Genomic DNA, 14,787 nt, shown 5'->3' with positions numbered 1-14,787 from the left:
TGTTTAAAAAGTTTGACTAGTGGCCATCCACTGCTCGTAAGATCGCAATGCTTCTCTTTCGTAGCCAAGCTGCATGGATTTTAACATCGTTTGAAGGATTAGTTTTTCATCTTCCGTTGAGTTTCGATTTAAACGGTCACCGTCATAAGCCGTCAGTTGAAACCAAATTTTCAGCGAAAGGCGATTGCCGGATGTAATGATTATTTCTCGCAGGACATCACGACAATTTACTGTTCCTTCAATTTCCAGCCTCACAAAAAAACTATCCCACACTGGTAGTGTACGAAGAATCTCTGTACAACTTATTACGCGAATTGCTTCCTTTTCATGAATTTGTCGCGTTAATTCGACATCCTTTTTTGATTTTTCATCTTCTAATATAAACATCGACAGTACTTCTACAAGCTGATGCTTGTGTGTTGAGGCAAGAAATGTCCCGCCACCGTGTCGCGTTTCAATGAGTCCAAGTAACTCTAAACTGCGCAGTGCCTCCCTCACAGAGGAACGCCCAACACCTAACCTTTCTGATAAAACACGTTCAGAAGGAAGCTTCTCTCCAGCTTGAATTTTTTCCATTCGAATAAGTTGACGCAATTGCTGAACGATTTCTAAAAATACTTTTTTTTGTTCGGTTTGTTTATCCATATGATTAACTCCCGTTATCAAAAGTGGTCTGACCACTTTTTTCGCATTGACTACATCTTACAAAATAACTGTTAAAAAGTAAAGAAAAAACTGCATATAAATCTATGCAGTTTCCAAATTCTTGTTTAATATCATATTTTTTTAGTCGATTGTGCATGTTTTGCTTTCACTTGTGGTTTGCCAAAACGTTTTTCAAGTGTACCCTCAATATATAGCAATTCATCTTCTATCAAAAGATCCTGTACGAGTTGGAAAACCTGAGGGAATAAGGTAACTGACACTGTACCATATTCATCTTGAAGTTGGACAAAGGCCATTTGCTCACCTTTTTTTGTCCTAATTTTTTTCACTTCTTCAACCAAACCTAACATTTTTACATAGGTTCCTTCGCGTGTATGCTTCAGTTCTGCACATGTTATCGTGGCTGCCCCCCACATTGTTCTTTCAACGGCAACAGGATGTGCTGATATATAGAAGCCTAGCGCTTCTTTCTCATGTTGCAATTTTTCCTTTTGAGGCATATTTTCAGCATCCATATACTTTGGTTTTCCAAAACTATAGGCAGTAGCTGTTTCAATATCTACATCTTCTGTCGGGCGTACAAGTTCTGCCTGTTTGTGAGCCGCCTCTAAAGTAGCAATAAGGACAGCACGGTCCTTCTCTAAATAATCCAGCACCCCCGCATAAATAAGAGGCTCCATTATTTTCGGTTTAAAATGTTGTGCACTTAATGCCACAGCCAAATCAAATAAATTATGAAATGCGTTAGGGTTAGTTTTACGTAAAGCGACAACTTTATCTAAAAACGTCTGTGGTACGCCTTTAATACCGGCTAAACTATAGCGAATGCCGTCTTTTTCAACCGAAAAGAATTTAGTACTTTGTAATAACGATGGCGGATAAAAAGCAATTCCTTTTTCTCTTGCCTCTGCAATAAGCTGCTGAATTTTTTCTACATTGCCTGTGGCGTTCGTTAATAATGCAGCATAGAAGCTTTGCGGGTAATGCGCTTTTAAATATGCCATATGATACGAAATAACACTATAGGCAACAGCATGACTTTTCGGAAAGCCATAGTCTGCAAAACGCACAATAAGCGCATACACGTCCTCTGCGACCATGCGATCAAAACCTTGTTGCAATGCCCCATTGACAAAAGCAATTCGTTGTTCTTCTAATATATCCCGATTTTTTTTACTAACCGCTCGACGCAATAAATCTGCCTGCCCTATCGTAAAGCCAGCCATTGTAGCGGCTATTTGCATTATTTGCTCCTGGTATACGATAACACCAAATGTTTCGCGTAAAATTGGCTCCAGCAACGGATGGGGCATCGTTACATGTTCCTTGCCAGCCTTTCTTCTTGCATAAACGGGAATAAAGTCCATTGGTCCTGGACGATAAAGTGCGTTAATTGCCACTATATCCGAAAAATGCGTTGGATAAATATCACGTAATGCTTGTTTCATACCATCTGATTCTAATTGAAAAATCCCTACTGTATCACCTTGTTGTAATAACTGAAACGTGCGCTCATCATGCATAGGAATACGATCAAATTCTATCCATGGTCCGCCAGTTTTATAGATAGACCAGCGTACTTGCTCTAAAATTGATAAATTGCGCAAGCCTAAAAAATCCATTTTGACGAGCCCAGATGCTTCTACATCCCCCATCGGCCACTGTGTACAATAAATCCCATCATGTCCATCTTCAATTGGCACTGTATCCACTAAAGGCGTCGGTGCTAAAACAACACCAGCAGCATGGGTAGAAGAATTTCTCGGCAAACCTTCTAATTTTAAAGCTACATCAAACCAACGCTGATGAGTTTCATCTTCAGCTAACCAACTTTGAAAGTTGGGGGATTCCGCCACAGCTCTTTGTAATGTCATGCCCGGTTTATTCGGAATCAGTTTCGAGATTTTTTCCATCAATTCCCCGTCAAAACCAAATACGCGCGCCACATCTCTCGCTACTGCTTTTGCTGACAATGTACCAAATGTAATAATTTGTGCTACATTCGCCTTGCCATATTTTTGTGCGACGTATTGTATCACTTGTTGTCTTTTACTGTCGACAAAGTCAATATCAATATCCGGTAATGTAACACGTTCAGGATTTAAAAACCGTTCAAACAGTAATCCATAAGCAAGTGGATCTACCTGCGTAATAGAAAGACTATATGCAACAAGCGAACTTGCTGAGGAACCACGACCAGGGCCAGTTAAAATACGCTGTTCTTTAGCGAAGCGCATAAAATCTGCCACAATTAAAAAATAATCTGCATAGCCCATTGAACTAATAATTTCTAGTTCATAGTGTAATCGTTCTCGATAAGCTGCCGGTATCTCAGAAAGATGTAAGCGCGCAGCTAAACCTGAAGTTGCTTCTTTTACAAGCAAACTTTCGGCTGTTTCCCCCTCTAGTACCGGAAACTTCGGCATTTGAACATGCATTTCGGGGATTTTGGCTACACAGCTAGCGAGCATACTTGCGCTTGCTTCTAACCATTCAGGGCGATCGTTAAACCACCCTTTCCACTGTTCCGCCGTCGGCACATAAAAATGCGCTAAATGAGCGGTCAACATCGTATCCTGAAGCTTTTCCCCTGTATCAATGGCTCTAGCAACCTCAAAAGCAAAATGATCTTCCGGTCGTAAAAAAGTACAATGCTGTGTTGCTACAATTGCAATATGCTCAGTCTCACAGTATTGTGAAATCATGGCTTCATGTTCTGCAATCATACCTCCAGGTCTTGCGATTCCTACATAGAGTCGTTTTCCAAACAGTTGTTGAAGCGCACTAGTCATCGCTATCCATTGTGAAGTATCCGCTAAATTTGTTGTCGAAAGTAACGCTATACAGCCTGCTGCATACCCTTCAAGCCATCGCCAAGGTAATACTTCATCTTCTCTTATAGAAACAGCACTACTAATCTTTAATAAATGCTGATATCCTTCCTGTGTTTGCGCATACAGCACAAGCGGTATTGTTGTTGTATCCCATTGCACCTTTATTGAAAGCCCTATAACAGCATGAATGTTTGCTTGCTGCATTGCTGTACAAAAAGGCAAAAGCCCGTACAATTTTGAATTAACAATTGCACAGGCCTGCGTATTTTGTTCTTGTAAAAAAGGGATCAATTGTTCAAGCCGAATCGTGCTTTTTAATAAATCCGCGCTCGTATGCATTTGTGTATATACATGTGTCAAAAGAATCCCTGCCTTTCAAATTTATTGATATGCTTTACAAATTTCTTGCAGACGTGATATTACACGTTCCGCTTCTTGCCAAGAATAGGCTGTGGCACCTGAAGCTAACGGATGTCCACCACCATTGAATTCTTTCGCTAATGTATTAATAACAGGACCTTTAGAGCGAAGACGCACTCGAATTTGGTCTTCCTCCTCTATAAAGATGACCCATGCACAAATTCCTTTTACGCTCCCTAGACAGCCTACTAAAAGCGATGCTTCAGAAGGCACTGCATTATATTCCGCAAGCAATTCTTTTGTTAGCTTCACATAGGCCGCTCCATGTTCGTCCATTTTAAAGTTCTGATAAATATAACCTTGAAGAGTTAACAGCTTTGGCTCCATTTCATACATTCCATCGAAAATTTCATTTCGATCAAAATTATATGTAATGAGTTCAGCTGCCACTTTAAATGTTTTGACAGTCGTGCTTGGGAATTGGAAGCGGCCAGTATCACCTACTATTCCAGCAAATAATAATCTAGCAGAGGCATCTGAAAGTTGCCAGTCCGCGATTTCTCTTCCTGTTTCAAAAAGCTCATAAATCATTTCACTACAAGAACTAGCTGTTGTTTCAACCCATAATAAGTCTCCATATTGGTCGTCATTAGGATGATGATCAATTTTGATAAGCATTTTGCCTTTTGTATAGCGCTGATCGTCAATGCGCTCAGTATTAGCTGTATCCGTGACAATCACCAATGCATTTTCATACACATCATCCGTTATTTGATCAGGCTGTGCTAAAAACGACAACGATGTATCGTGCTCACCAACAGCATAAACCTTTTTATTTGGATAATTGGCTAATATCAATTCTTTCAACCCTAATTGTGATCCATAAGCATCCGGATCCGGACGCACGTGTCGATGAATAACGATTGTCTCATATGAAGCAATTGTGTCGATGATTTGTCTTTTCAAATTGATTTCCTCCATCATGATAGTAATAACCGTTAGCATTTTTCCTCAAATATCGTTACAATAATGACTAGTTATGCTAGGAGGTTTACTATGCTCAATTTAATTTTTGTCTTTGCAATTATCATATCATTTGTCTTTTATTTTTATTTTAAAACAAAACAGTTCCGTTCTCCATTACCTATTGCTAAAAATTGGTACAAAAGTAAGGCGAATATAGGATTCGGTTCTTTTATTCTTGCATTTTCTTTAAACCAAGCTTACTTATTCCCCGGAACGTTTACATTTATTATTGTAGCAATTCTTGTCGCATTAGGCATCTTTGTTATTATTGAAAATGTAAAAAAAGCTCGTCACTATGGTCAATTTGTTGATGAAGAATACCGTATTAACCGCTAATAGCGCATGGCATTACATATTATAGCTAAGTGAAAGGGATGACCTAGAATTCGCTCTAGGCCATCCCTTTTTGTATGCTTAACGCTCTAATAGTTGGAACATCATCATGGCCTTTCCGACCAATGTTTGCTCATTAAATACTTCAAAGTCCATTTTCACAAATTTACGACTCATATCTAATATGCGAGGTTTGACCGTAAGCGTACTCTCCATCTGAACAGGCTTGATGAAATAAATGGTCATATTTTCAGCCACTGCATCGCCTCGTTTACGACGCTTCAATGCGAATGATCCAACTTCAGCTAATAATGTAGTAAAAGCTCCATATGAAATAGCTCCATATTGGTTGGTCATTTGCGGTGTGACTTTAAATTCCACCATTAACTCTTCGTCGCCGAGTACTTTCATCTCATTTTTTACTAAATCATCAATCGTCTCGCCATGCTGTGGTTGTCTTTGTGCAAGCTGCAATGCCTTTAACACATCTTGTCGACTAATAACCCCTTGCAAAACATTATCATCATTGACAACAGGCAATAAATCAATACCTTCCCAAATCATACGATGCCCCGCTGATGCAACACTCATTTTCATGGAACCAGCAATTGGATTTTTCGTCATGACCTTTTCAATCAACTCATCTTCTTCCCTACCAATTACGTCTTTTACTGTAATCATGCCGACAAGTTTATTGTTTGCCGTAACAACTGGGAATGCACCATGTGTTGTGCGCTCATTCAACTTCTGGAAATGATGAATTGTTTCATCATTGTGAAGTACTGCGGTCTCGGTCATCGGTACAAAAATATCCTCAATAAATAAAATATCTTTTTTAATTAGCTGGTCATAAATTGCGCGGTTAATCATCGTAGCTACGGTAAACGTATCATAACTAGTAGAAATAATCGGTAAATCTAATGAATCAGCAAGCTGTTTGTTATCTTCCGTCGTGTCAAATCCGCCTGTAATCAACACGGCAGCTCCAGCACGTAGCGCATTTTCATGTGCTTTAAATCGGTTCCCAACAATTAATAAGCTTCCCGCATCTGTATAACGCATCATATCTTCTAATTGCATCGCACCGATTACAAATTTTGTTAACGTTTTATGGAGGCCCGTTTTTCCACCTAGTACTTGGCCATCGATAATATTAACAATTTCAGCAAATGTTAAGCGTTCGATATTTTCTTTCTTTTTCTTCTCAATACGAATTGTTCCGACACGCTCAATCGAACTTACGAGACGACGATTTTCCGCTTCTTTTATGGCACGGTATGCCGTCCCCTCACTTACTTGCATTTCTTTTGCAATTTGTCGTACTGAAATTTTATCGCCCACGGGTAGTGATTCGATGTATTGTAAAATCTTCTCATGTTTTGTTGACAAAATATCACCTATTTCTCAAGCAATGAATTCTGTTATTAGTGTATCATATTTTTCACAAAAATATTGAGTATAAAGGTGTAAAATGTTTCACGTTCCCTATTATTTCAACTACGCGCGGGTGTCAATCATTATAGTACAGCACCTTAAATGCTTAGGAACAGTTTACTTTTTCACCAGCATTTAATATTTGAACTGCAGCATCTTGCACTAAATTTGCAAAAATTTGCGGATCCTGCTCGATTGGTGGGAACGTATTGTAATGGATGGGTACGACTATTTTTGGCTGTAAAAATGACACTGCACATGCGGCATCTTCCGGACCCATTGTAAAATTATCACCAATTGGTAAAAATGCGACATCAATAGGATGACGTTCACCGATTAATTTCATATCACTAAATAGTGCTGTATCTCCAGCATGATAAATTGTTAATCCTTCGATAAATAGTAAAACACCCGCTGGCATGCCCATATAAATAATCTCTTTATTTTCCGTTACATAAGATGAGCCATGGAATGCCTGTGTAAATTTCACCTTACCGAAATCAAACTGTTTCGCACCGCCAATATGCATTGGATGCGCTTTCACACCCTGCCATGAAATCCAGTTTGCCAATTCGTTCGGTGCAATAACGAGGGCATCTTTTTTCTTAGCAAGTTCTACTGTATCCCCTACATGGTCATTATGCCCATGTGTAAGAATAATAATATCCGGTGCTTCCTCAGCTACATGTAAATCGGTTTGGCTATTTCCATTAATAAAAGGGTCAATTAAAATTGTCTTGCCGTTTGTTTGAATTTTAACGACAGAATGTCCATGATAACTAATATCCATAAAGCGTTCCTCCTGACAACTATAATATTTGCTCCATCTTTTTAATTCGCTATCCATGCGCTTTTTCCCTTTTTTTGATATGCTTGTACAGTATATAAAGTGTATAATTTGCAACTTTATTCGACATACAGATACCGAGAAAAAGCCACGTCTTTAAAAAGATTTTAGCTGTTGCTTTACTAGTTAAATAATAAAGTTATTGAGTGGCGTGCGGCTAATATTCGCAATACTAGGTGTAACATGAGGAGGAAATGGATGATGTCAAAAGTACAAGAAATCCAAAACTATTTACAAAAAAATCAAATCGATGCTGCTTTCGTAACGACTCCCGATAATGTCTTTTACGTTTCAGGCTTTAAAAGTAATCCACATGAGCGATTACTTGGTGTGATGATTTTTAAAGAAGCAGAGCCTTTTTTAATTTGTCCACAAATGGAAATTCCAGATGCTAAAGCTGCAGGCTGGTCTTATGAAGTCATCGGTCACCAAGATACAGATAATTCTATGGATGTCCTTGCGCAAGCTATCATTGCTCGTAATGTAAATCCACAAACGTTTGCGATTGAAAAAGCCCAGCTTATTGTTGAGCGTTTAGAAGCTTTACAGCAATCATTTCCACAGGCCAATTTTGTGCGCCTAGATGAAAAAATTAATGCTATGCGTGTGATTAAAGATGAAAATGAGTTAAATAAGCTTCGCAAAGCCGCACAACTTGCAGATTATGCAATTGAAGTAGGTTATAAAGAAATTGCTGAAGGTAAAACGGAAATGGAAATTTTAACAGCAATTGAAAGTGCTATTCAAGAAAAAGGCTGCAAAATGTCCTTTGAAACAATGGTGCTAAGCGGACCGAAATCAGCTTCACCACACGGTAAACCAGGCGCACGTAAAATCCAAAAAGGCGATATGGTGTTATTTGATTTAGGTGTAATTTACGATGGCTACTGCTCAGATATCACTCGTACAGTTGCATTTGGCGAGCCTTCCGAAGCACAAAAAGCAATCTATAATGCCGTATTAGCGGCTAATACAAATGCCATTGCTGCAGTGAAGCCAGGCGTACGTGCAATGGATTTAGATAAAATTGCTCGCGATACAATTACGGATGCAGGTTACGGAGAATATTTCACACATCGTCTAGGCCATGGTCTTGGTATTTCAGTACATGAATTCCCATCTGTTACAGGTGCAAATGAAATGGTAATGGAAGAAGGCATGGTATTCACGATTGAGCCGGGCGTTTACAAATCTGATGTTACTGGTGTGCGTATTGAGGACGATGTCGTTGTTACAAAAGATGGAGTGGAAGTATTAACAAAATTCCCTAAAGACTTAATCGTACTGTGATTAACAAGGTATTTATAGTTAGTAATTCTAGGTAAGATGGAAGCTCCTCTTTTCATGGTACTTCTTAAAATAATAGACAAAGGCATCAAGCTGTTGTGACCTTGATGCCTTTTGTTATTTTTTATCCTTTTATAAAGTACCAAAATGGACTGCCAACGTGTTCAGTTGATTGCAGCGAAGGGTGGCGACTCCTGCGGGAACAGCACATAATGTAAGACGCAACAAGTCCGCGCGCTAGCGAGGGTTGCGGCTTACGATGTGCCCGCGGAAAGCGCCGCACGTAGCGGAAATCAACGACATAGAAAAAAGAGTTAGATTGAAAATCAATCTAACTCTTTTATATAACCGTACACAATGTATCTGCACGTAACGGTTATTTTTATTGTATTAATTCATCAACATTCACATATGGCAAGCCTTGATCTTCTGCAACCGCTTTATAAGTAATTTGCCCATCTAATGTATTAACACCTTTTTTCAATGCAGGATTGTCCATGCATGCTTGCTTGTAGCCTTTATTAGCAATTTGCAGCGCATATGGAATTGTATTATTTGTTAAAGCAATCGTAGACGTACGTGGTACAGCACCTGGCATATTAGCAACAGCATAATGAACAACTCCATGCTTCACATACGTTGGGTCATCGTGTGTTGTAACACGATCCGATGTCGCAAAAATACCACCTTGGTCAATTGCAATATCCACGACAACAGAGCCAGGTTGCATTGATTGAATCATTTCCTCTGATACTAGCTTCGGTGCTTTTGCTCCAGGAATTAACACAGCGCCTACTACTAAATCTGAGCTTTTTACTGATTCTGCAATATTATATGGGTTCGACATTAGCGTTTGCACATCGCGACCAAATAAATCTTCAATTTGACGCAGACGTTCTGGGCTTAAATCAATAACTGTTACATCTGCCCCCATACCAACGGCGATTTTCGCAGCATTTGTTCCAGCGATACCCCCACCGATAATTGTTACTTTACCGCGTTGTACACCTGAAACGCCACCTAGTAAAATACCTTTTCCGCCATGATTTTTTTCTAAATATTGCGCGCCAATTTGAGTCGCCATTTTACCAGCCACTTCACTCATTGGTGTTAATAATGGCAAAGAGCCATTTGCAAGTTGTACTGTTTCATAGGCAATACCTACTACTTTTTTATCGATTAGTGCCTGTGTAAGTTCACGTTCTGGTGCTAAATGTAAGTAGGTGAATAAGATTTGTCCTTCATAAAAGTAATCGTATTCCGTTGCTACGGGTTCTTTTACTTTCAGTATCATTTCTTGAGCCCATGCTTCTTTAGCCGATGCAACAATATGTGCACCTGCTGCTGCGTAATCTTCATCTGTAAAGCTTGAACCTAAACCAGCTCCTGCTTCAATATACACTTCATGACCAGCATGCGTTAATGAAACAACTCCTGCTGGTGTCATTGCTACGCGATTTTCGTTGTTTTTAATTTCTTTTGGAATACCAATCTTCATATTTCCAATCCCCTTTCAATACCCTATGAAATAAGCAATATTTCATCAATATACAATTTTTCGTATATGATGCACCCCTTGCATTTCCATCTTACCAAACATGTGAAAAAAATGCTTCAATTAAAGCAAATACTATTTAAATTTACAATATTTTTAAAATATTAAACATTTAGACTACTTTTAGAATAGCAAACAAGTCCCCATAAAATGCCTTTACTTTTTCACAAATTTTCTCGGGAAAGTATTTCCTTTAGAGAATCATTTGATATAATTAAATTATACAAATAGGGAGGTAATACAAATGGCTAATCATTATAAAAGCATTGTAGTTGCAGTAGACGGTTCTAAAGAAGCGGAGTACGCTTTCCGAAAATCAATCGACGTTGCTAAACGAAACGAAGGTGCCGTATTAAACCTAGTAAATGTTATTGATACGCGTTCATTCGCTGCGATTGAAGCATATGACCGTTCAATTGCAGAACGTGCCCAAGCTTTCTCTGAAGAATTATTAAATGGTTACAAAAAACAAGCTGAAGAAGAAGGCTTAACTAACGTAAACCTTGTAATTGAGTATGGATCTCCTAAAAATATTATTACAAAAGAACTTTCTAAAATCGTTGATGCAGACTTAATTATCTGTGGTGCTACTGGTTTAAATGCAGTAGAACGCTTCCTAATTGGGTCAGTATCTGAAGCAATCGTTCGCTCTGCAAATTGCGACGTCCTTGTTATCCGTACACCAGAAGCTTAATAAGCAATACATAAAAAGGTATCCAATATGGATACCTTTTTTATTATTTCCCTTCTTGCCACATCTTCACTTTTTCAAAGAACATCGCAAGAGCTTGTTTATTTTGCATATTTGGTACTTTTGCCAGCAAAACTTCTTTCGGTGCTTTAAAAGCTTCCCCTTGTTTTTGCAAAATAACGATACTTTTTTCAAGTGCTTTATTGGCAAACATCGTATCTGGCAATTGAATAATTGCTTGAATCCAAGCATGTTTTTGGATGTACTTATGCAGTTGCTTAGACTGCTCAGATTCAAAAAGATGTGTTGGCGCTAAGAAAAATAAATAGCCACCATCTTTTGTATAATTGACGGACTGCTCAATAAATAAATGATGCGAGTAGCTCATTCCCTCCGATGCACAAAGTTCATAATCTAATGCCACTTCTTCATTTGGATAATAACCGACAGGTAAATCACAAACAATGGCGTCTACAGGATCGACTAATAAGTCTTGCAATGCATCTTGACGGTATAAGGAAATTGGTTGTTCCGTTAAATCTGCAGTAGCCGCAGCTAAACGAATCAGTAACTCATCCACTTCCACACCCGATGCTTCCACTTTGCCCTCAAGTAGATTCATAATAGTTATTAGTAAGTTACCTGTACCCACTGCTGGATCTAATATTGTCAGCTTTTCCTTTGCTAATCGCTCAGCAAAAATTTGTTCTACGAAATAGCCAACTAATAGACCAAGCGTATCAGGTGTCATTTGATGATTTGGCTGAGAACCTTTACGCATGCCTTTTAAAATTGCAATTTGAATGGATTTACGCACATCTTCTTTCGTTGCACCTTGTTGTGAGAAATCAACATCTCCATCGAGCCAAGCCTCTAATCCATCCAGCACGCCTTCTAACAACGTCGTATTCTGTTCTTTCTCTATTTTTTCCGCATGCTCATTGAGCATCCCAAATAATTTTTCAATCTTTTCCATACATAACTTCCTTTCACGCAGAAAAGAGCCGTAACAAAAACTGTCACAGCCCTTTTGTCTAGTATTATCTTAGCCTAAAACAAGCAAATTATGCTAGTGCTTTCACTGCTGCAATTGCTGCTTCATAGTCTGGATGATCTGTAGCCTCAGGTACATACTCGACATAAGTCACTTTTCCAGTCGCATCTACTACAAAAACTGCACGTGCTAAAAGACGTAACTCTTTAATATATACGCCATATGCTTCGCCAAATGAAAGGTCACGATGATCTGAAACTGTTTGAACAGCATCAATTCCTGCAGCCCCGCACCAACGTTTTTGTGCAAATGGAAGGTCAACAGATACTGTATAAATTACTACATTATCTCCTAAATTTCCAGCTTCCTCATTAAAACGACGAGTTTGTGCATCACAAACACCTGTATCTAATGATGGTACAACACTGAACAAACGAATTTTACCTTCTGAATCCTTTAACGTAACAGGTGATAAGTCATTTGCTAATACTGTGAAATCCGGTGCTTGATCTCCAACTTTTACTTCGTTACCGATTAATGTTACTGGGCCTTTTTTAAATGTAATTTGTGCCATGTAAACGCCTCCTAATCATCATATGTACATAATCTTACTAAATGTAGGGAATTAATTGCAACTAGGACAACTTATCATTACACATTAATTGAGATTGCTTATTGGCTAGAGCCTCTATTTATATTGTTCAAGCCCATTTTCACGGGAAATAACATGGTTGGTACAAATAGAAAAAGTGTTAGCTGATCGCAAATCACTCTAACACTTTTCTATACCGTTGTTGTACGCTACGGCAGCGCTTTTTAAGCCGCAACACTCTTCTTAACCCGCAATACAAGCTTTCTAACAATGACCAGTTGCGCTTCCATTAGCTATTGTTCAAAACCTATAGATTTAATTTGCATAGCTAACATTAATTTCTAAACTACTTTGGCTCTTTTAATAATTCAAAGTAATGTTTTTCCTAGTCAGGATTCTTCAGGTTTTTCCTCTACCTTTTCAGGCTCTTGTACGGTTTCCTGAATAGATGTTGTTGGTGCAGGTTGTGCTATTACTTGCGCATTCTCTTTTGCTACAAATACTTTTTCATGAACAACGATTGTATCAGCAAAAAAGTCATGGAGGCCTTGGTTATCAGGTAATATAGCAACAAAAATATAAAGTGGCATAACAATGTTGCTAATTAGACGACCAATCCATTCACGGAACAACACATCTGACCATTTGAGTTTGTCATTCTTCAATGAAACTACGCGTAATCCAAACGCCATTTTCCCCAACGTTTGCCCCCAAAACTTCGTCATCAACACAAAGTAACTATAATAGAAAATAGCTGAAATAATGGACATAGGTGCATACCATACTGATTCTGACATAGACCAGTCCATTAAGTAAAATATTGGATTAATTGCGATTCCAATAACTGCTGAAATAATTATTCCATCTAAGACAAATGCCCAAAAACGCACCCAAAATCCTGCTGTTTTTAATTGATAATTTGTCGTTACAATGGGTGTCTTATCTAGTAATTCCTGGCTAATAGAAGGTGTCCCTTGCAAAACGAATTCATTGTTTGTCATGGTTTACCCTCCTTAGTATTCACCATATAAGTACATCATTTTTGGTGCCTTGTATTCTGTCATAATTTTCATAAGCATTTTTTCTTCAGCTGATGGCCCAAACAGAGAACTTACTTTCATACCAATAATTGAAGGTAAGCCACCTTGGTCATAACTGTATTCAAATAACATCGCATCTTCTAAACCATAATCTTGACGTAAAGCTTCAATCGCCGCTTGCTCATCGCCAATTTCATCGATTAAGCCTGCTTCAAGAGCCTTTGTACCACCAAGAATACGACCATCCGCCACTTTTTTCACATCTGCCTCAGACATATTACGTCCTTTTTCAACAATATCAACGAACTCTTCATATGATTCATTAATCATATCTTGCATCATCTCACGTTCTTCTGCTGTAATTTCACGTGTAGGACTTAGCATATCTTTATGTTGCCCAGATTTAAACGTTTCAAATTTCACGCCAACTTTTTCAGCAAGTTCTTGATAATTGATGGATTGCATAATAACACCAATCGATCCTGTTATCGTATCTCGATGTGCATAAATCTTATCTGCAGGCGCTGAAATATAGTAACCACCAGAAGCTGCCATCGAATCCATTGACACATAAATCGGAATTTGACGCTCTTCTTTTATTTGTAATAATTTTTTATAAATCTCTGCGGATTCCTTGACGCCACCACCTGGTGAATTAACACTAAGAACAATACCTTGTACAGAATCATCATATAAAATATTATCCAATTGATTTAAGAAAAATTGGTGATCATAAGCAACAGTTTGCCATAATGAGCTTGATCCAACATCTTGAATCGTGCCATCCACTTTTAAATAGGCAATTCGCTTATCATAATTTTCACCATCAATCACCGTTTCATATACATTTAAATTATCGCCAGCCAATAGGCTATCAAAATTACTAAAGAAATCTGCTTTAATTATTGCAAAAATCGTGTTAATCCCTAATGAAAACACTAATAACACAGCCGCAATAGCTAAAGCTATCCACCTTTTTACATTCATATTTTCGCCTCCTCAACACGTTATACGTCTAAATGTCTAAATCGTTTCACTTTTAAGCAATTTTATGCAAAAATTTTCTCTTAATTATTATTTTGAAATAAATAAAATGAGGGATAACAAAAAATCAAAAGTTCACAATAA

13 protein-coding genes are annotated in these 14,787 nt (G+C 38.2%); 3 read left to right on the top strand and 10 right to left on the bottom strand.

From position 1 onward, the window contains the following. Positions 1-3 precede the first annotated feature (3 nt). The 3 genes from ACIQXI_RS00970 to ACIQXI_RS00960 form a co-directional block, all read right to left on the bottom strand. On the bottom strand, positions 4-645 hold the full coding sequence (locus ACIQXI_RS00970; protein WP_402920557.1) for a FadR/GntR family transcriptional regulator: 642 nt from the start codon (positions 643-645) through the stop codon (positions 4-6). A gap of 131 nt (positions 646-776) precedes the next feature. Further along, positions 777-3,860, bottom strand: a complete 3,084-nt coding sequence (dnaE, locus tag ACIQXI_RS00965) for a DNA polymerase III subunit alpha (protein ID WP_402920554.1) — start codon at positions 3,858-3,860, stop codon at positions 777-779. A gap of 21 nt (positions 3,861-3,881) precedes the next feature. Beyond that, a complete protein-coding gene (locus ACIQXI_RS00960; protein WP_402920551.1) occupies positions 3,882-4,826 on the bottom strand; it encodes a DHH family phosphoesterase in 945 nt (314 codons plus the stop codon). 90 nt (positions 4,827-4,916) lie between these two features. On the opposite strand from ACIQXI_RS00960, the gene ACIQXI_RS00955 reads away from it, so the two are divergent. After that, positions 4,917-5,222, top strand: a complete 306-nt coding sequence (locus tag ACIQXI_RS00955; protein ID WP_402920548.1) for a YtpI family protein — start codon at positions 4,917-4,919, stop codon at positions 5,220-5,222. Positions 5,223-5,300: 78 nt separating this feature from the next. On the opposite strand, the gene ACIQXI_RS00950 is transcribed toward ACIQXI_RS00955, so the two are convergent. Both ACIQXI_RS00950 and ACIQXI_RS00945 read right to left on the bottom strand, forming a co-directional pair. Further along, positions 5,301-6,608, bottom strand: coding sequence for a DRTGG domain-containing protein (locus ACIQXI_RS00950; protein WP_402920545.1), 1,308 nt, complete (start codon positions 6,606-6,608; stop codon positions 5,301-5,303). A 151-nt stretch (positions 6,609-6,759) separates the two neighbouring features. Then, entirely contained in the window at positions 6,760-7,443 is a 684-nt protein-coding gene (locus ACIQXI_RS00945) for a metal-dependent hydrolase (protein WP_402920542.1), read from the bottom strand. A gap of 258 nt (positions 7,444-7,701) precedes the next feature. Between ACIQXI_RS00945 and ACIQXI_RS00940 the strand changes: the two genes are divergently transcribed. Further along, entirely contained in the window at positions 7,702-8,790 is a 1,089-nt protein-coding gene (locus ACIQXI_RS00940; RefSeq protein ID WP_402920539.1) for a M24 family metallopeptidase, read from the top strand. A 379-nt stretch (positions 8,791-9,169) separates the two neighbouring features. Here ACIQXI_RS00940 and ald read toward each other — a convergent pair whose 3' ends face one another. Beyond that, positions 9,170-10,285, bottom strand: a complete 1,116-nt coding sequence (ald, locus tag ACIQXI_RS00935) for an alanine dehydrogenase (RefSeq protein WP_402920536.1) — start codon at positions 10,283-10,285, stop codon at positions 9,170-9,172. Positions 10,286-10,586: 301 nt separating this feature from the next. Between ald and ACIQXI_RS00930 the strand changes: the two genes are divergently transcribed. After that, positions 10,587-11,036 carry a universal stress protein gene (locus ACIQXI_RS00930; RefSeq protein WP_024363791.1) on the top strand — a complete coding sequence of 150 codons (450 nt, stop codon included), beginning with the start codon at positions 10,587-10,589 and terminating at the stop codon, positions 11,034-11,036. Positions 11,037-11,079: 43 nt separating this feature from the next. On the opposite strand, the gene ACIQXI_RS00925 is transcribed toward ACIQXI_RS00930, so the two are convergent. The 4 genes from ACIQXI_RS00925 to sppA all read right to left on the bottom strand — a co-directional run bounded on the left by ACIQXI_RS00925 (position 11,080) and on the right by sppA (position 14,646). Continuing rightward, positions 11,080-12,009: a class I SAM-dependent methyltransferase gene (locus ACIQXI_RS00925; protein WP_402920533.1), complete on the bottom strand. Its 930-nt coding sequence runs from the start codon at positions 12,007-12,009 to the stop codon at positions 11,080-11,082. 88 nt (positions 12,010-12,097) lie between these two features. Beyond that, positions 12,098-12,601, bottom strand: coding sequence for a thiol peroxidase (gene tpx / locus ACIQXI_RS00920; RefSeq protein WP_402920530.1), 504 nt, complete (start codon positions 12,599-12,601; stop codon positions 12,098-12,100). A 407-nt stretch (positions 12,602-13,008) separates the two neighbouring features. Then, positions 13,009-13,620, bottom strand: a complete 612-nt coding sequence (locus ACIQXI_RS00915) for an RDD family protein (protein WP_402920527.1) — start codon at positions 13,618-13,620, stop codon at positions 13,009-13,011. Positions 13,621-13,632: 12 nt separating this feature from the next. Then, complete coding sequence (gene sppA / locus ACIQXI_RS00910) at positions 13,633-14,646, bottom strand: signal peptide peptidase SppA (RefSeq protein ID WP_402920524.1); 1,014 nt, start codon at positions 14,644-14,646, stop codon at positions 13,633-13,635. Positions 14,647-14,787: the final 141 nt, after the last annotated feature.

This window comes from Lysinibacillus sp. NPDC097195 (assembly GCF_044762075.1).
Lineage (GTDB): Bacteria > Bacillota > Bacilli > Bacillales_A > Planococcaceae > Lysinibacillus.
Note: the sequence above shows the minus strand (reverse complement) of the source record. Positions and strands in the feature narration are given on the sequence as shown.

Bases quoted from the DNA above. Each gene is read 5' to 3' on its own strand.
- ACIQXI_RS00970 (WP_402920557.1), bottom strand. From the start codon at position 645: ATGGATAAACAAACCGAACAAAAAAAAGTATTTTTAGAAATCGTTCAG.
- ACIQXI_RS00955 (WP_402920548.1), top strand. From the start codon at position 4,917: ATGCTCAATTTAATTTTTGTCTTTGCAATTATCATATCATTTGTCTTT.
- ACIQXI_RS00945 (WP_402920542.1), bottom strand. From the start codon at position 7,443: ATGGATATTAGTTATCATGGACATTCTGTCGTTAAAATTCAAACAAAC.
- ACIQXI_RS00940 (WP_402920539.1), top strand. From the start codon at position 7,702: ATGTCAAAAGTACAAGAAATCCAAAACTATTTACAAAAAAATCAAATC.
- ald (WP_402920536.1), bottom strand. From the start codon at position 10,285: ATGAAGATTGGTATTCCAAAAGAAATTAAAAACAACGAAAATCGCGTA.
- ACIQXI_RS00930 (WP_024363791.1), top strand. From the start codon at position 10,587: ATGGCTAATCATTATAAAAGCATTGTAGTTGCAGTAGACGGTTCTAAA.
- ACIQXI_RS00925 (WP_402920533.1), bottom strand. From the start codon at position 12,009: ATGGAAAAGATTGAAAAATTATTTGGGATGCTCAATGAGCATGCGGAA.
- tpx (WP_402920530.1), bottom strand. From the start codon at position 12,601: ATGGCACAAATTACATTTAAAAAAGGCCCAGTAACATTAATCGGTAAC.
- ACIQXI_RS00915 (WP_402920527.1), bottom strand. From the start codon at position 13,620: ATGACAAACAATGAATTCGTTTTGCAAGGGACACCTTCTATTAGCCAG.
- sppA (WP_402920524.1), bottom strand. From the start codon at position 14,646: ATGAATGTAAAAAGGTGGATAGCTTTAGCTATTGCGGCTGTGTTATTA.